The sequence below is a fragment of the Methanocaldococcus bathoardescens genome (genome assembly GCF_000739065.1).
Taxonomy (GTDB): domain Archaea; phylum AGJL01; class Methanococci; order Methanococcales; family Methanocaldococcaceae; genus Methanocaldococcus; species Methanocaldococcus bathoardescens.
Window position 1 is genome coordinate 1,590,046 of sequence record NZ_CP009149.1, and the last position, 17,511, is coordinate 1,607,556.

At 39.6% G+C, this 17,511-nt stretch carries 13 protein-coding genes, 1 tRNA gene and 2 rRNA genes; 12 read left to right on the top strand and 4 right to left on the bottom strand.

Going from position 1 to position 17,511, the window contains the following annotated elements; genetic code table 11:
* Positions 1–6: 6 nt before the first annotated feature.
* Positions 7–789, bottom strand: a complete 783-nt coding sequence (gene minD, locus JH146_RS08395) for a septum site-determining protein MinD (RefSeq protein WP_048202541.1) — start codon at positions 787–789, stop codon at positions 7–9.
* Positions 790–1,142: 353 nt separating this feature from the next.
* On the opposite strand from minD, the gene JH146_RS08400 reads away from it, so the two are divergent.
* The 6 genes from JH146_RS08400 (at position 1,143) to JH146_RS08425 (ending at position 5,603) form a co-directional block, all read left to right on the top strand.
* Positions 1,143–1,346, top strand: a complete 204-nt coding sequence (locus JH146_RS08400) for a histone family protein (RefSeq protein WP_010869663.1) — start codon at positions 1,143–1,145, stop codon at positions 1,344–1,346.
* A 108-nt stretch (positions 1,347–1,454) separates the two neighbouring features.
* Positions 1,455–1,946 (top strand): MogA/MoaB family molybdenum cofactor biosynthesis protein, encoded by a 492-nt coding sequence (locus JH146_RS08405; protein WP_048202542.1) that lies wholly within the window; start codon positions 1,455–1,457, stop codon positions 1,944–1,946.
* Between the two features lies 1 nt (position 1,947).
* Positions 1,948–2,715 (top strand): D-aminoacyl-tRNA deacylase, encoded by a 768-nt coding sequence (locus JH146_RS08410; RefSeq protein ID WP_048202543.1) that lies wholly within the window; start codon positions 1,948–1,950, stop codon positions 2,713–2,715.
* 139 nt (positions 2,716–2,854) lie between these two features.
* The gene (larB, locus tag JH146_RS08415) at positions 2,855–3,625 is read left to right on the top strand and encodes a nickel pincer cofactor biosynthesis protein LarB (protein WP_048202544.1); all 771 of its coding nucleotides are present in this window, start codon (positions 2,855–2,857) and stop codon (positions 3,623–3,625) included.
* 182 nt (positions 3,626–3,807) lie between these two features.
* Entirely contained in the window at positions 3,808–4,998 is a 1,191-nt protein-coding gene (locus JH146_RS08420; RefSeq protein ID WP_048202545.1) for a DUF2226 domain-containing protein, read from the top strand.
* Between the two features lie 35 nt (positions 4,999–5,033).
* Positions 5,034–5,603, top strand: a complete 570-nt coding sequence (locus tag JH146_RS08425) for a roadblock/LC7 domain-containing protein (protein WP_048202546.1) — start codon at positions 5,034–5,036, stop codon at positions 5,601–5,603.
* A gap of 4 nt (positions 5,604–5,607) precedes the next feature.
* Here the strand turns inward: JH146_RS08425 and JH146_RS08430 are convergent, their stop codons facing one another.
* A complete protein-coding gene (locus JH146_RS08430; RefSeq protein ID WP_048202547.1) occupies positions 5,608–6,873 on the bottom strand; it encodes an MBL fold metallo-hydrolase in 1,266 nt (421 codons plus the stop codon).
* Positions 6,874–7,110: 237 nt separating this feature from the next.
* Between JH146_RS08430 and ilvN the strand changes: the two genes are divergently transcribed.
* The 3 genes from ilvN (at position 7,111) to JH146_RS08445 (ending at position 10,781) form a co-directional block, all read left to right on the top strand.
* Positions 7,111–7,617, top strand: a complete 507-nt coding sequence (gene ilvN, locus JH146_RS08435; RefSeq protein ID WP_048202548.1) for an acetolactate synthase small subunit — start codon at positions 7,111–7,113, stop codon at positions 7,615–7,617.
* 82 nt (positions 7,618–7,699) lie between these two features.
* Positions 7,700–9,106, top strand: coding sequence for an Asp-tRNA(Asn)/Glu-tRNA(Gln) amidotransferase subunit GatB (gene gatB / locus JH146_RS08440; protein WP_048202549.1), 1,407 nt, complete (start codon positions 7,700–7,702; stop codon positions 9,104–9,106).
* Positions 9,107–9,161: 55 nt separating this feature from the next.
* Positions 9,162–10,781 (top strand): DUF128 domain-containing protein, encoded by a 1,620-nt coding sequence (locus tag JH146_RS08445; protein ID WP_048202550.1) that lies wholly within the window; start codon positions 9,162–9,164, stop codon positions 10,779–10,781.
* A 12-nt stretch (positions 10,782–10,793) separates the two neighbouring features.
* Here JH146_RS08445 and JH146_RS08450 read toward each other — a convergent pair whose 3' ends face one another.
* Both JH146_RS08450 and JH146_RS08455 read right to left on the bottom strand, forming a co-directional pair.
* Positions 10,794–11,921: a TIGR03576 family pyridoxal phosphate-dependent enzyme gene (locus JH146_RS08450; RefSeq protein WP_048202551.1), complete on the bottom strand. Its 1,128-nt coding sequence runs from the start codon at positions 11,919–11,921 to the stop codon at positions 10,794–10,796.
* Between the two features lie 183 nt (positions 11,922–12,104).
* On the bottom strand, positions 12,105–12,386 hold the full coding sequence (locus JH146_RS08455) for a DUF2098 domain-containing protein (RefSeq protein WP_173400846.1): 282 nt from the start codon (positions 12,384–12,386) through the stop codon (positions 12,105–12,107).
* 245 nt (positions 12,387–12,631) lie between these two features.
* Here JH146_RS08455 and JH146_RS08460 point away from each other — a divergent pair.
* From JH146_RS08460 to JH146_RS08470, 3 genes are all read left to right on the top strand, one after another.
* Positions 12,632–14,110: ribosomal RNA gene (locus JH146_RS08460) — 16S ribosomal RNA — on the top strand.
* A 64-nt stretch (positions 14,111–14,174) separates the two neighbouring features.
* Positions 14,175–14,247 (top strand) — tRNA-Ala (locus JH146_RS08465).
* A 99-nt stretch (positions 14,248–14,346) separates the two neighbouring features.
* A 23S ribosomal RNA gene (locus JH146_RS08470) occupies positions 14,347–17,352 on the top strand.
* The 16S and 23S rRNA genes sit together here with 1 tRNA gene alongside, the layout of an rRNA operon.
* The last annotated feature ends 159 nt before the right edge of the window (positions 17,353–17,511 follow it).

Here is a 17,511-nt window from a genome sequence, read left to right on the forward strand (position 1 = left end):
AAAATATCAATGCATCCTAAATAATCTCTTAATTTTATCTATAAAGCTTTCTTTCCTTATTGTTTTAATTTCTTCTTCAACATAAATAGGAACTCCTGCTATTATTGAAGCTAATTTCATATAGGCATGAGAAGCTGGAGAGTTTGGTCTGTATTCAATAACACTCATCTTTTTTAATGCTCCTGCTCTAACACTTTCATCTTCTGGAACTTCTACTAAAACTTTACCTTTTATTAACATCTCTATCTCATCCTTTCCCATTTCTCCAAAGTCCCTACCAACTCTATTTAACACAATTCCCATTAATGGTGTTCCAGCCATTTCAGCACTTTCTTTTAATCTAACAGCGTCAATAATTGAGAACATCTCTGGGGTAACAACAAGTAAAAGCTTATCAGCAACAGCAAGATGTGTAGCCATCTCCCTATTTAACCCAGCCGGAGCATCTATAATTACATAATCAAAATCGTCAGCTACCTCATTAATAACATCTGGAAGCAAATCAATATCTGATTTCTTATAACCTTCTAAAGATAGGCTTGTTGGTAATACATATACACCAGTTTTATGTTTGTAAATTGTATCCCTAACATCAGCTTCTCCACTTAAAACTTCATGTAAAGATGGTTTTTTCTTTTCCATATTAAATAGAATTCCCAAATTAGCCATTGATATGTCTCCATCAACAGCTAAAACTTTTTTTCCTAATTTAGAGAGAGCTACTGCCAAAGATGCAGAGGTTGTGGTTTTTCCAACACCTCCTTTACCAGAAGCTATGGTAATAATCATAGATATCACATTTGATTCCTGTTATAGTTTTTTACAAAATGTCTTGAAATGGATAAGGCACATAATGAACGCCTTCCTTTAGGAAGGCGTTCAAATCTTCCTTATGAATTTTAATAAGTTTTGTAAAAAACTATAATTTTCACTGTTTAGCAACACTTATAAAATAAATTTTAAATTTTGTAATATTCATTATAAGTAGTGTTTTTTATAATTTAGTGTTCTACTTCTTAATGTTCATCCTCTATATATACGAAAATTTTTCGAAGACCTTCACAAAAAATGAAAATAACCGAAAAGTTTAAATAAAGGGTTTTATAACAATATCTATTGAAAATCCATTATGAGGTGGTATTATGGCTGAGCTTCCAGTTGCACCATTTGAAAGAATCTTGAAAAAAGCTGGAGCAGAGAGAGTTAGCAGAGCAGCTGCAGAATACTTAGCAGAAGCAGTTGAAGAAATCGCATTAGAAATTGCAAAAGAAGCAGTTGAGTTAGCTAAGCACGCAAAGAGAAAAACAGTAAAAGTTGAAGACATAAAATTAGCTTTAAAGAAATAAATCCTCAATTTTTACTTTTAATTTTTTATTTTATCATTTGGCTGATTTTTCTATTATTTTAATTTATATTTATCTACTTGCATATTTACTTATTTAAATGGTGGAAGCATGCATAAAAGGATTAAAGATGTAAAATATGCAGTAGTTACTGTAAGTGATAGTAGATATAATGATTTAATTAAAGGAAAAGAAGTGGATGATAAATCTGGAAATCTATTAAAAGAGGAATTAAATGCTGAAATATATACAATAATCCCTGACAACAAAAATATGATTAAAGGAATAGTTGAGCATATAGTTGAATCTTTTGATGTAGATTGTATTGTTTTTACAGGAGGCACAGGAATAGCTGAGAGAGATGTTACTGTTGAAGCTTTAAAGGAAATTATTGAAAAAGAGTTGGATGGGTTTAAAATTATATTTCAAAAGTTGAGTTATGAGGAAGTTGGATTTTCAGTTATGCTATCAAGAGCTATGGCTGGAATCTATAAAGGAAAAATTATATATGCACTTCCTGGTTCAGTAAATGCATGTAAAACAGCATTAAAAATAATTAAAGAAGAAACAGGACATATATTAGGGCATTTAAGAGAGGGGTAAGATGAAGTTTTTATTAATTTCTTCAAATAAAGATTTAGCAAGTAAAAACATAGCTAATCATATAAAAGAGTATTTTGATGTTTTTGAGACAGATAAGGAGCTTTTGGCATTAACAGATGCTGATTTAAAGAAGGCAGATTACTATATATTTTTATCAAAGCATAGAAGTATGGCTAATAAACCATCCCTAACCGTTCATACACCTGGAAACTTAACTGAAAATAATGATTTTGGAGGAAATCCTAAGGAAATCTGCCCATGTGATGCTGTTTTAAACACTCTTTTGTTAAAAAACATTTACAAAAATTACAAAAGCTATTATGGAAATAGTAAAATTAAAGAATTTGATGTCTCTTTTGAAGTGGTTCATCACTCACCAACTGATTTAAAAGCTCCAACGGTATTTGTTGAAATTGGAAGTAGTGAGAAAGAATGGGTTTTAAAAGAGGCTGGAGAAATAATTGCTAAATCAGTTTTAGAGACAATAGATGCAATAAAAACCAAAAATTATGAAAAGAAAATAAGAGCCATTGGCTTTGGTGGAGGGCATTATGCTCCAAAATTTACAAAACTTGCTTTAGAGGATAAATATTATTTTGGCTACTTAGTTCCAAAATATGCTTCAGTTTCTGAGGAAGTTTTAAATCAACTTATCAATAAGATGGAAGTAGATAAAGCTCTTATTGATTGGAAAGGGTGTAGAGGAGAGGATAGAAGGAAGTATATTGAATTTTTTGAAAAGGAAGGAATTGAATGGGAAAGAGTTTAATATTAGGACTTTCGCACTTTATATATTTCAAAGGTATTTAGATGCCAAAGGCATCAATATTCAATAAAACATTTATTCCTGCGAAAGTCCTAATAATGTTTCAATATTCTTTTTTTCTAAAAGATTGGAGGGGAATTAAATGGGAAAAAATTTGAGAGACTTACTTTTAGCATTTAAAAATGGAGAAATTGGATTGGATGAAATTGAAAAACAAATAAAACTTAACTATTTTGAAGAAATTGAAGATAAATTAAAATTAGATATTAATAGGCAGTTTAGGACTGGAGTTCCAGAGGTTGTTTATGGTAAAGGGAAAGATGTAGAGGAAATAATTAGAGCTACATTAAAACTTGCAGAAAAAAATGGCATTGCCTTGGCAACCAAAATAGAGGATATAGAAAAACTTAGTGACGAAATTAGAAAGTATGATTTAAAAAACTACCATATAAAAATTAATAAAAAAGCTAAAACATTAATAATAAAAAATAAAAACTATGAAATTAAAAAAATAGGTAAAGTGGGTATATTAACAGCAGGAACTTCAGATATTCCAATAGCAGAAGAGGCAAAAGATACTTTGGAAGTAATGGGGGTTGAAGCTATAACATCTTATGATGTAGGAATTGCAGGTATTCATAGACTATTTCCTGCTCTAAAAAGAATGATTGAAGAAGATGTTTGTTGTATCATTGTTGTTGCTGGTATGGAAGGTGCTCTGCCTTCAGTTGTTGCATCTATGGTTGATATTCCAGTTATAGGTGTGCCAACATCAACATCTTACGGGATAAAAATAACCCCTCTGCTAACAATGTTACATACATGCTCTCCGGGAATAGCAGTTGTTAATATTGATAATGGATTTGGAGCAGGAGTGTTTGCAGGATTAATAGCTAAAAAGATACATAAATAGATGTGAATATTTATATTATTACTTTAATAAGTTAATAATAACTTTAGGACTTTCACAGGAATAAAAAAATTTTTTATTTGGCATAATGATGCCTTTGGATCAAAGTTCCAAATTTAATATATAAACTGCGAAAGTCCTAAACTTGGTATCATGTGATAGCATAAAGATGAATGAGGGAAATTATGATAAAAGTTGTGGAAGGGGAATTAATAAAAACATTAACTGATGGAAAACTGGAGGATATTGTAACAGAATTGGGGACAGGATATATCCTTATTTTACTTAAAGACAATAATAAACTACATGAGGGTTGTATATTTGTTGAAGATGGAGAAATCGTTGGATATTTTTATACTGACAATGAATCAACTGAAATTTGTGGAAATGCTGAAAAAGTTCTTGAATTGCTGAATCATGAAAATAAGATTATAGAACTTTATAGATATGACAAAGATAAGTTAAATTTAATGAAATGGCTATATCCGGAAATATTTGTAATAAAGAAAACTGAAAAAAGAGAAAGTAAGGAAGAAAAGAAAACAGAAGAAAGTGGTGAGGAAAAATACCTAAACATAAAGTTGAATATCCCATTAGATGTTCCTATTGCAGTGAATGTGAAAGATTTTGAGGCATATCTGAATGATAATAAATATATTGTTATAAATGTATATAGAAAAATATCTGGAATGTTTGAAAACGGTTATATCATATATAAAGGAAAAACTCCTATAGCAGCGGCTTATGAATGCAATTATGGAGTTTTACTTGGGGAAGATGCATATAAAAAGATAGAGCAGATGTTAAATGATGAAAATACAGTTATTGATGTGTATGAATATGATGAAAAGAAGTTAAATGTTTTATTGGATGTATATCCGGAGATGAAGATTGAAGATGAAAAGAAAGAAATTAAAAAAGAAATAGATAGAGTAGATAGAACAGATAGTGTTTCTATATCTGAAACTAATGATGTTTTAGGCAAAGTTGGAGAGGAAGAAGTTGAGTTATCAAGAGAAGAGCTACTAAAAAAATTAGGGTTAACAGAACCAGATGAGGAATGGGTAGAAACGATATTAGAAGATTTTATTAGACCTAGTGATGAGGAACTACAAGAATTGAAGAAAAAAATAGAAAGAGAAATAATTGAAAATGTTAAAAATATTGATGGTGTTGATGATGTTAAGCCAGATATAAATGTTAAATGGGAAAATGGAAGATACTTTATATTTGGAGATGTTAATGTAAAAAGAAAGAGAATTTTGGGGATTATTAAAAAAGATGTAGAACCCTCAATCGTTAAATTTGAAATTGATAAGGTAATTAAGAAAAATATTTCAAAGTATACGTCAAGAATATCAATTAATATTGAGTAATAAATTTTGATAACAACATAGGAAGAGGTTTAACTATGGATGAGGGAATATTATTTTTAATTTTATTTATATTGGGGGTGGCTATTGGAGTTGGGATTTATTACTATAGGGAGAAAGAAAAAAAGAAAACGTATAAGCTTATTGAAATGGAAATTATTGAAAACCTTAAAGAATTAAAACCTTACGTGGCCCCAGATGAAAGTAAGGAATATACAAAGGAGTTTGATTTGGTGGAAGTAGCCCTCTCTTACGATATAGAAGATATTATTGTTGTTAATGATGAAGGTTTGGTTATTGCATCTACGTTAAAGGATGCGGATAATGTTGGAGCTATCGGACTTGGAATATTTGAATATATTAAAAAATTCCATGACAATGTTAAAAAGATTATAATACAGAGAGATGAGGAATACATCCATATATATCCGTTAAAACTTCATGGTGAAAATTTATACGTTATTATAGAATCAAAAATTATGCTTGAAGTTGTAGAAGAGAGAGAAATTCTTAGAAGAATATATGATGTTCTTAAAAAGTATTTTGCAAATGTTGAAACTATAGAAAAAGAAATCCCTGAAGAGGGGCAATCAATATTAAATGTTTAAACTTTTAAATTGGTAGTATTGTTCCCTTAACTGGAACAAAAGTTGGGATTTTCAAAGTTTTCCAGATAGTCATTGCAAATGATAGTGATTGATACCTCTCCCCATGCATGACTATTGCCTTTTCTGGCTTAGGAATCTTTTTTATATATCTTACTAAGGAGTTGTAATCTCCATGAGCTGAAAACTCTATTTTAACAACTTTCCCTCTTACAGGGATTTTATTTTTAAATGGCTGGATTTCTTTAGCTCCTTCTTCTAATTCCCTTCCTAATGTTCCCTCTGCCTGATAACCAGTTAATATTAGCTTATTTTTTGGATCTTTTAATAATTTTAGATATTTTAATACAGGCCCTCCTTGAACCATTCCTGAAGTTGAGACAATAATACATGGTTCTTTATTAAACACTAAATTCTCATCTGCTTTTTTTACTTCACCAAATGGATTAATCCTATTCTCAACCATATTTTTTATTTTTGGATTTAGCCAATTTATATAACTCATATAAACAGCAGTAGCATGAATTAAAGAACCATCAGTATATATTGGCACTTCCTTTAAATTCCCACTTCTCATATAGTTGTTTATAATCAGCAGTATTTCTTGAGCCCTACCAATAGCAAAAACTGGAATTATTACTTTTCCTCCATTTTCTATTGTCTCTGCTATCTCATCAATTAACTGCTTTTCTAATGTTTTCCTTGCTGGCTTTATATCTAACGGAGAGCCGTAGGTAGATTCTATAATTAGGACATCAATCTCATCGATATCTGTATCTGCTGGAAGTAGAGTTCTTGAAACTCCTTCATTTATATCTCCAGTGTAGAAAATTTTTTTTCCATCTGCCTCTAAGTATATGGAAGCACTTCCCAATATGTGCCCTGCATTGTAGAATTTGAATTTTATATCATCAGTAATCTGCTTCTCTTCGTAATAATTTAAACATTCAATACTTTCCATTGCCTGCTGAATATCTTTTTCTTCATAAGCTTTTGTTAAATTTAAAGTATCTCTCCAAGTTATAAACATTAAATCAGCTGTTGGATGTGTGCAATAAATCTTTTTAAATTTATAGAATGGGATAGCTCCACAGTGGTCAAGATGGGCATGAGAGATAATAACTGCATCTATTGCCTTATCATCTACTTTAGGAATCTCACCAGAATCTGGAGTCATACCACAATCTAACAACACCCTTCCTTTCTGCGTTTCTACTTCAACACAACTCATCCCAATTTGCTGACAACCACCATGAAATTTTAATAAAACCATAGCCACCATCCCAAAAATTATATATATTTTTTTTAATAAATCCTATTTACCCTAAGGCAAAAGAATAAGAAACCAATTTACTAAAAATTAAATTAACTAATAAAACTAAAAAATGTCATTGGCTAATAAGTGGAGGAGAATTTGTTACTCAACTAAATAGGGCAAAGCTTCTGTGGACTTATAAAGCATCTATTTTATTATTTTTAAATCTTACTATAAAAGGCATTGGTGAAGATAATGGAACATAGGCATGTCATTTCCGCATTAGTTTTAAACAAACCTGGTGTCTTACAGAGGATTTCAGGATTATTTACAAGGAGAGGGTTTAATATTTCAAGTATTACAGTTGGAATAACAGAGAATCCACAAATTTCAAGGGTTACAATAGTTGTTAATGGTGATGATAAGATATTAGAGCAGGTTATCAAACAACTCAACAAATTAATTGATGTTATAAAGGTTAGTGAGTTAGAGGAAAAGAAATCTGTTCAGAGAGAACTCTGCCTAATAAAAATATATGCACCAACAGAGAGTGCTAAATCTCAAGTTATTCAATACACAAGCATATTTAGAGGAAATGTTGTTGATTTAAGCCCTGAATCTTTAATTGTTGAAATAACAGGTAGTGAAGATAAGATAAATGCATTTATTGAGTTAGTTAAACCATTAGGAATTAAGGAAATGGCAAGAACTGGAATAACTGCATTAGCAAGAGGACCTAAGGTCTTAAAGCCAAAGAGCTAATGTTATTTTTAATATTTTGAATTTAATACCTATTACAAAATTTAGAACTTTACTAAAAATAGATATTTTATTGGGTGAAAACATGGATGATGTTAAAATGAAATGTGGGTTGGAGATACACGTTCAAATTGATACAAAATCAAAATTGTTCTGTAATTGTTCAACAAACTATTTAGATGCTGAACCAAACACAAATGTTTGTCCGGTTTGCTTAGGTTTGCCTGGAGCAAAGCCATTTCCACCAAATAAAAAGGCAGTAGAAGTTGCTATAATGGTAGCAAAGATGCTTGGCTGTAAGATAGTTGTTGATAAAGATATATACTTCCAAAGAAAGCATTATGATTATCCTGATTTACCAAGCGGTTATCAGAGAACTTCAACCCCTATTGGAATAGATGGAGAGTTTATGGGTATTGGAATTGCTGAAGTTCACTTAGAAGAAGACCCTGGGCAATACAACCCAAGCTTGGGTATTGTAGATTATAACAGAAGTGGAACACCATTAATTGAGATTGTTACAAAGCCAGATATAAAAAGCCCAGAAGAAGCGAGAGAGTTTTTAAAACAATTAATGACCTTATTTAGATACCTTGGCTGTTTGAGAGGAGAAGGGACAATGAGGGCTGATGTAAACATTTCCATTGAATATATGGGGGTTCAGGGGAATAGAGTTGAGGTTAAAAACATTAATTCAATTAAAGGAGTTTATAAAGTTCTAAAATATGAAGTAATTAGGCAGAAGAATATTATTAAGAGAGGAGGGGAAATTAAGAGGGAAACAAGAGCATTCTTAGAGAGTCAGATGATAACCAAGGCAATGAGAAGTAAAGAGACAGCTGAAGATTACAGATACATTCCAGACCCAGACATTCAGCCAATAGTTATCTCTGAAGAGTGGGTTAAGGAAATAGAGGAAAAGATGCCAGAAACACCATTAGCTAAGAAAAAGAGGTTTATTGAAGAATATGGTATAGATGAAGAAGATGCTAAGGTATTAGTTTCTGACTTAGATATGGCTGAGATGTTTGAAGAAGTTGTTAAATCTTTAGGAGTTAATGAAGAGAACGTTGATTTGGCAGTTACATGGATTAGAAATGAGTTAAGAAGGTCTTTACAGTATCACAAAGTAGATTTATATGAAAGTGGAGTTAAAGCAGAGCATATAGTAGAGTTAATAAAACTAATTAAAGAAGGAGTTATATCTCAAAAAATAGCTAAAGAGATTGTAGATTTGTTGGTTATAAATAGAGGAAGTAAGATGCCAAAACAGATAGTTGAAGAGCTTGGATTAACAGTAATTAAAGATGAAGATGCTTTAGTTAAAGCGGTTGAAGAGGCTATTAAAAACAATCCAAAAGCAGTTAATGATTATCTAAGTGGTAAGAAAGAGGCGTTGAACTTCTTAATGGGACAAGTAATGAGATTAACAAGAGGAAGGGCAGAGCCAAAGAGAGTTATTGAGTTATTGAAAGAGAGATTGGATAAATAATTTTTGTTATTTTCTTTTTTTAATAATTTTTAATAATTATTTTTTAGGTGATAATATGGCAGACCTTGATAGAAAATTAATTGAGATTTTAGATATTTTATCTAAATCAAAAGAACCAGTAGGGGCTAAGATTATAGCTAAAGAACTTAATAAAAGAGGTTATAAAATTGGAGAAAGGGCTGTGAGATATCATTTAAAGTTATTGGACGGAATGAAATTAACAAAAAAAGTAGGATATGCTGGGAGAGTTATAACTGAGAGGGGTTTAGAAGAGTTAGAGAAGGCAAATATATCTTATAGATTGGGAAGTATTTACTCAAATATATTGGAAAAGACAATATCTGCCAACTACAGGTTTGGTTATGTAGTTATCAATAGATGCCAGGTTTATGCTGACTTTAATGATGTTTTAAAAATTATTAAAAGTGTCTATGAATCTGGCTTGGCTGTTGGAGATAGAGTTGGAGTTATGGATAGAGAAAAATTTGTGGAGATAAATACCCTCTGCTCACTAAACTTTGATAATGTATTATTACAAAATGGAATTTTCCCACTTCATGTGTGTGCTGGAATTGTTAAGTATGAAGATGGAAAGCCAGTAGAATTTAAAGAAATCATAAAATATAAATCCACATCAATAGACCCATTGAGAGCATTCATTGAAAAGAAAGAAACTGATGTTATGGGAATTATAGAGAATGGAGAGGGTTATTTACCAGCAAACTTTAGATGCTTTGGAGTTGAGTTTTTGGAAAGATTTAAAAGTATTTTAGAGAAGGATGAATTAAAATGTATTATTAGTTATGGAACAGAGAATGTTCTTGGGTTGGATGTTGGAGATGATAAAGTTGGAGTAGCTTTGATTGGAGGTTTAACACCAATAGCCCCATTTGTTGAAAACAACTATTATGTAGAAATATCTCCAATGTCATCAATTGTTAGATTGGAATCTCTACACAAAGTTAAAAAGAATCCAAGAGACATTGTGACGAAGAAGGCAAATATAAGGATAAAAACTGCATTATCAAAAATGTTCAATGCAATGGCAAAGGTAACTTATGATATAGATGAAGGAGATGGGGATGTTGTAGTAAATACTGCATTTATTGATAAAAAGTATATTGATGAGGCATTGGATTTATTAAAAGAAGCATATAAAAAAGGTTTAGGAATATCTGATAGATTTGGAATTGTTGAAGAAGGCAATAAAATAAAAATTCAAACAGTCTGTGCAGTAACCTTGGATGGAATATTTTTAAGAAATTCAGTCCCTGTAATTCCAAGGTATGGAGGGGTATTAGAAATTACTGAAGATAAGGAGAGATTTATTGATATAATTGGTTATGATGGTTCATCATTAGATCCACATGAGGTTTTCTTTAATTCTGTTGATTGTGAAAAAACATTTTTAGCAGGATTTAGAGAAGTGCATAGAGTTGCAAGAGAAAAATTAGAAGAAGTTTTAAAGAGATTAGATTGGAATGGTATTAAAACTATAGGAGAACCAAACAATGAGCTTTATGGTATTAATGTAAATAAAGATATGTGTGGAGTTGTAACAATAGGCGGAATAAATCCGTTAGTATTGTTAAAAGAGAATGAAATACCAATTGAGTTAAGAGCTATGCATGAAGTTGTTAAATTTTCAGATTTAAAGAGTTATGAAGATATTTAAATTCAATATTTTTTACATATTTTTAAAAGCTAATTTTATTGATTCAGTAATAGCGTTGATAATATAGTTGTCATCAATTCTTTCAGCATCTTTTGATGTTAAGTCAATCCTTAAACTTTTACTTGCCCCAGGCATACCAGCTACAGTTATGGTTATAATTCTATACCCTTCTAACAAGTTAAATCCAATCTCAACAAGTTTTTTGATATTTATCTCATCATTTCTATGAACTCTCTTTATCACAAATCCTGTTGGTGTTTTTTCATATACAATCTCTATATTCTCATCAACTTCTTTAAGTTCTTTATTTAATTGTTCAATCTTAGATAAATCAAAGTTTTTAGCTCTTTCAAATGCATTTTTGATTCTTTTTAAGTCAAAGTTTTTTAAAGCTCTATATATACCAGCTAATAATGGTGGTTGTGCTTCTAAACCAAACTTGGTTCCTTCAATATATATTCTATTAACAAGTTCCTTTTTTCCAGCTAATAACCCTCCTCTCGGACCCTCCATAAGTTTATCTGTGCTTGTAACTACTAAATCAGCCCCTAACTTTAATGCAGGCGGTTGGTTAAATAGCAACCTAATTCTTGCTCCAGAAGCATCATCAACAAAAACAATAGCTCCTTTATTCTTAGCCATATCAATAACTTTTTTAAAGCTTTCAAGTTCAATAACTTTTAAATCCATTGTAGAGCCTGTGATAATAACCAAAGTATCTTTATCTATTTTATTTAAAATTTCGTTCACATTATCAGATTCAAAATACTCAGCGTTAATTATTTTGCAACTTCTCTCTATTGATGGATGTCCTGGCAGTTCTGGTAGATAATGGATAACTTTTTTTGGTTTTAATGCTAATATGGTAGCTAAAATTGCAGATGAAGTTCTATTAAAAGCAACACATTTATCATCTTCACTTCCACCTAAATGTTTGAGACCATATTCATTAACCTTTTCTGTAAAATAAGATGCTCCAATATATGTATTTAGTAAATCTTTATCTTTATCTTCTATCAAAAATCCTCCGGATAATCCACTTAGGTCATATAATGCATTTCTACCATTTTTATTCAATATTTCTAAAATAATTTTTCTTGCTTTTTCTAATCTTAAAAGCTCTTCATAATCGGAGAGCATTAAATCACCAATATTATGTTTGTAATCAAAAATATGAAAAGGTGTTGCTTCTGTTAGAAAGCAATGCATTTGAGTATTACAATAAGACGAAGCTCTAAGTTGTGAAGGTATTAATCACCCAAACACGAGATTCATAAAAATTTTATAGACTATTATAAAAATATTTTGAAAAATAATAATGGTTTATCCAGCTCCACATGCATCTCCTAAATCTATATCTGTCAATTTTCCTTCTTCTAATTCTTCTTTTTCTAATTTTCTAACGACTTCGTCAATATCGTCTTTTCTTTCTGTCATCTTTGATTTATCAATGACCCTCAATAAGTGAGGTCTATACATTAAATTGTTATCTAATACAACCCAAACATCGCCATTTTCATCCTTTCTTATATCTACAACTCTTCCTTTTGTTCCTGTATTGATATAAACTACATAATCTCCAACTTTAATGTCAATTTCATCCATGTATCCCACACTCTAAATATTTTACAATAAATGTCTCTTATAGCATGTATTAATAATTTATTCAAATAATTGTTCTAATCCTAAAAACATTACATACAACAACTTCTCACTATAGGATGCACTCGAAGGATGCGTCCCCAATCCGAAGGGGTTGGGGCTGAGGCAAGCCCACGACTGGTGGTGAAACCCCACAGCAACCAGCCGCAAGAAAGGTTTATCCTTTCTTGCGACCGTACTCCTACTTAATTCCGGTTGATCCTGCCGGAGGCCACTGCTATCGGGGTCCGACTAAGCCATGCGAGTCAAGGGGCTCCCTTCGGGGAGCACCGGCGCACGGCTCAGTAACACGTGGCTAACCTACCCTCGGGTGGGGGATAACCTCGGGAAACTGAGGCTAATCCCCCATAGGGGAGGAGGTCTGGAATGATCCCTCCCCGAAAGGCGTAAGCCGCCCGAGGATGGGGCTGCGGCGGATTAGGTAGTTGGTGGGGTAACGGCCCACCAAGCCTACGATCCGTACGGGCCCTGAGAGGGGGAGCCCGGAGATGGACACTGAGACACGGGTCCAGGCCCTACGGGGCGCAGCAGGCGCGAAACCTCCGCAATGCGCGAAAGCGCGACGGGGGGACCCCGAGTGCCCACGCTCTGCGTGGGCTTTTCCGGAGTGTAAACAGCTCCGGGAATAAGGGCTGGGCAAGTCCGGTGCCAGCAGCCGCGGTAATACCGGCGGCCCGAGTGGTGGCCACTGTTATTGGGCCTAAAGCGTCCGTAGCCGGCCCGGTAAGTCTCTGCTTAAATCCTGCGGCTCAACCGCAGGGCTGGCAGAGATACTGCCGGGCTTGGGACCGGGAGAGGCCGGGGGTACCCCAGGGGTAGCGGTGAAATGCGTTGATCCCTGGGGGACCACCTGTGGCGAAGGCGCCCGGCTGGAACGGGTCCGACGGTGAGGGACGAAGGCCGGGGGAGCAAACCGGATTAGATACCCGGGTAGTCCCGGCTGTAAACTCTGCGGACTAGGTGTCGCGTCGGCTTCGGGCCGACGCGGTGCCAAAGGGAAGCCGTTAAGTCCGCCGCCTGGGGAGTACGGTCGCAAGACTGAAACTTAAAGGAATTGGCGGGGGAGCACTACAACGGGTGGAGCCTGCGGTTTAATTGGATTCAACGCCGGGCATCTTACCAGGGGCGACGGCAGGATGAAGGCCAGGTTGACGACCTTGCCAGACGCGCCGAGAGGTGGTGCATGGCCGTCGTCAGCTCGTACCGTGAGGCGTCCTGTTAAGTCAGGTAACGAGCGAGACCCGTGCCCCATGTTGCTACCCTCCCCTCCGGGGGAGGGGCACTCATGGGGGACCGCCGGCGCTAAGCCGGAGGAAGGTGCGGGCAACGACAGGTCCGCATGCCCCGAATCCCCTGGGCTACACGCGGGCTACAATGGCCGGGACAATGGGACGCGACCCCGAAAGGGGGAGCGAATCCCCTAAACCCGGTCGTAGTCCGGATCGAGGGCTGTAACTCGCCCTCGTGAAGCCGGAATCCGTAGTAATCGCGCCTCACCATGGCGCGGTGAATGCGTCCCTGCTCCTTGCACACACCGCCCGTCACGCCACCCGAGTTGAGCCCAAGTGAGGCCCTGTCCGTAAGGGCAGGGTCGAACTTGGGTTCAGCGAGGGGGGCGAAGTCGTAACAAGGTAGCCGTAGGGGAACCTGCGGCTGGATCACCTCCTGAGAAAAAAGCGCTGGTTGCTGTGGGGCACCAAACCAGTCGTGGGCTTGCCTCATAGGGAAAGTGGGCCCGTAGCTCAGCTGGGAGAGCGCCGGCCTTGCAAGCCGGAGGCCGTGGGTTCAAATCCCACCGGGTCCACTATATATGCAACCTGCAACTCTAAAGAGTTGCAGGTGAAGGGCCTGAAAAACATGAGGGCCATGCATAGGCTTCCACATCCCGGTGAAATCTGGATACTCTGCCGGGCCACCAGCCCACCTGGTGGATGGCTCGGCTCGGGGCGCCGAGGAAGGGCGTGGCAAGCTGCGATAAGCCCGGGGGAGGCGCAGGCAGCCGTAGAACCCGGGATCCCCGAATGGGACTTCCTGCCCCATTTGGGGCGCTCCCGTTAGGGAGCGGGAACGCGGGGAAAAGAAGCATCCGAGTACCCGCAGGAAAAGAAACCAACAGGGATGCCGGGAGTAGGGGCGACCGAAACCGGCACAGGGCAAACCGAATCCCTGCCCGTAAGGGTAGGGAGATGTGGAGTTGCAGGGCCCCCAATATAGACCCCCACTGGGAAGCCGAAGTCCCCTGGAATGGGGCGCCATAGAGGGTGAAAGCCCCGTAGGCGTAACCAGTTGGGGGTCTTGGGGTGTCCCTGAGTACCGCGCGTTGGATATCGCGCGGGAAGCTGGGAGACATTAGGCTTCCAACCCTAAATACGTCCCGAGACCGATAGCGAACTAGTACCGTGAGGGAAAGCTGAAAAGCACCCCTTGCGGGGGGTGAAAAGAGCCTGAAACCAGGTGGGCACGGAATGGCACGGCCCGAAAGGTAACCACCCCGAAGGAAACTCCCGCGAGGGAGGAGTACGAGGGGTGGCATGCCGGGGTCGTGCCGTCCGTTTCGAAAAACGGGCCGGGGAGTGTACGGGTGTGGCGAGCCTAAGGGGTTCAACCCCGGAGGCGTAGGGAAACCGACATGCCCGCAGCCCTTATGGGCGAGGGGCGGGGTCTTAATGGGCCCGGAGTCACACCCGTACGACCCGAAACCGGGCGATCTAGGCCGGGGTAGGGTGAAGCCCCTCACCAGAGGGGTGGAGGCCCGCAGGGGTGTTACCGCGCAAAGTGCTCCTCTGACCCCGGTCTAGGGGTGAAAAGCCAATCGAGCCCGGAGATAGCTGGTTCCCCCCGAAATAACTCGCAGGTTAGCCGGGGGTTAGGTAGATGGCGGGGTAGAGCCACGGATAGGGTGTTTAGGGGGCGAAAGCCCTCGGCACCCTGTCAAACTCCGAACCCGTCATCGCCGTAGCCCCCGAGTGAGGGCATACGGGTAAGCCGTATGTCCGAGAGGGGAACAACCCGGACCCGGGTTAAGGCCCCTAAGTGCCGGCTAAGTGTAAATGAGAAGGGAGTCCCTGGCCTAAGACAGCGGGGAGGTTGGCTTAGAAGCAGCCATCCTTTAAAGAGTGCGTAACAGCTCACCCGTCGAGGTCAGGGGCCCCGAAGATAACGGGGGCTAAGCCGGCCGCCGAGACCCGGGGGGGCCGAAAGGCCATCCGGTAGGGGGGCGTCCCGCGGGGGTAGAAGCTCGGCCGTGAGGTCGGGTGGACCCCGTGGGAACGAGAATCCCGGCAGTAGTAACAGCAAAGTGGGGTGAGAATCCCCACCGCCGAAGGGGCCAGGTTTCCACAGCAACGGTCGTCAGCTGTGGGTTAGCCGGTCCTAACCCTCGGGGTAATTCCCTCGAGGGGAAAGGGAAGCGGGTTAATATTCCCGCGCCACCGGGGTACGTGCGGCAACGCAAGGCCAGCTCCTGACGCTTCGGGGTAGGCCGACCACCCCCGTCGGGGTGGCCAAGCGCATAAGCCCGGGGAGTGCCGTAATGGCGAGAACCGGGCAAAAGCGTGATGGGCCCTCCGTTAGGAGGGTTCGGCTGAGCCCTGGAGCCCGTGAAAAGGGAGCTGGCAAGGATCCCCGGTGACCGTACCCAGAACCGACACAGGTGCCCCTAGGCGAGTATCCTAAGGCGTGTCGGGAGAATCCGGCCCAGGGAAGTCGGCAAATTGGCCCCGTAACTTCGGGAGAAGGGGTGCCTGCGGTCTTCTCTAAATGAGGGGACCGCAGGTCGCAGTGGCCAGGGGGGTCCGACTGTTTAATAAAAACACAGGTCTTGGCTAGCCCGTAAGGGTGTGTACCAAGGCCGACGCCTGCCCAGTGCCGGTACGTGAAACCCGGGTACAACCGGGCGAAGCGCCGGTAAACGGCGGGGGTAACTATAACCCTCTTAAGGTAGCGAAATTCCTTGTCGGGTAAGTTCCGACCTGCATGAATGGCGTAACGAGACCCCCACTGTCCCGGGCCGGAACCCGGTGAACCTACCATTCCGGTGCAAAGGCCGGAGACCCCCAGTGGGAAGCGAAGACCCCGTGGAGCTTTACTGCAGCCTGTCGTTGGGGCATGGCCGTGGGTGCACAGCGTAGGTGGGAGCCGTCGAAGCCACCCCTCCGGGGGTGGTGGAGGCGCCCATGGGACACCACCCACCCATGGCCATGTCCCTAACCCCGCAAAGGGGGACACCGGCAGGTGGGCAGTTTGGCTGGGGCGGCACCCCCCTGAAAAGGCATCAGGGGGGCCCAAAGGTCGGCTCAGGCGGGTCAGAACTCCGCCGTGGAGTGCAAGGGCAAAAGCCGGCCTGACTTGGTCGGTAACAGAGGCCGACCAAGAGGCGAAAGCCGGGCCTAGCGAACCCCTGTGCCTCACCGATGGGGGCCAGGGATAACAGAAAAGCTACCCCGGGGATAACAGAGTTGTCGCGGGCAAGAGCCCATATCGACCCCGCGGCTTGCTACATCGATGTCGGTTCTTCCCATCCTGGGCCTGCAGCAGGGCCCAAGGGTGGGGCTGTTCGCCCATTAAAGGGGATCGTGAGCTGGGTTTAAACCGTCGTGAGACAGGTTGGTTGCTATCTGCTGGGGGTGTTGGCCGCCTGAGGGGAAGGTGGCTCTAGTACGAGAGGAACGAGCCGCCGGCGCCTCTGGTCTACCGGTTGTCCGACAGGGCATTGCCGGGCAGCTACGCGCTAAGGGATAAGGGCTGAAGGCATCTAAGCCCGAAACCCTCCCCGAAAATAGGCGGCCAGTCCCTTCGGGGACGAGGGCTCCCGTAGAAGACGGGGTTGATAGGCCGGGGGTGTAAGCGCCGAGGCCTTCGGGCCGAGGCGTTCAGCCCGCCGGTACTAATCGTCCGAGGGCCCGGCAGGGTATCCAGACACTAAGCGGATGTGGAAGCCTATGCATGGCCTTAAAAAGCTTGGGAATATTATGGTTGGAGTGTATAAATGTGAAGTCGTTATTTTATTTTATCACATTATATTTGTTAATTTAAATATATAAATAAAAATTAAAAATAAAAAAATTAT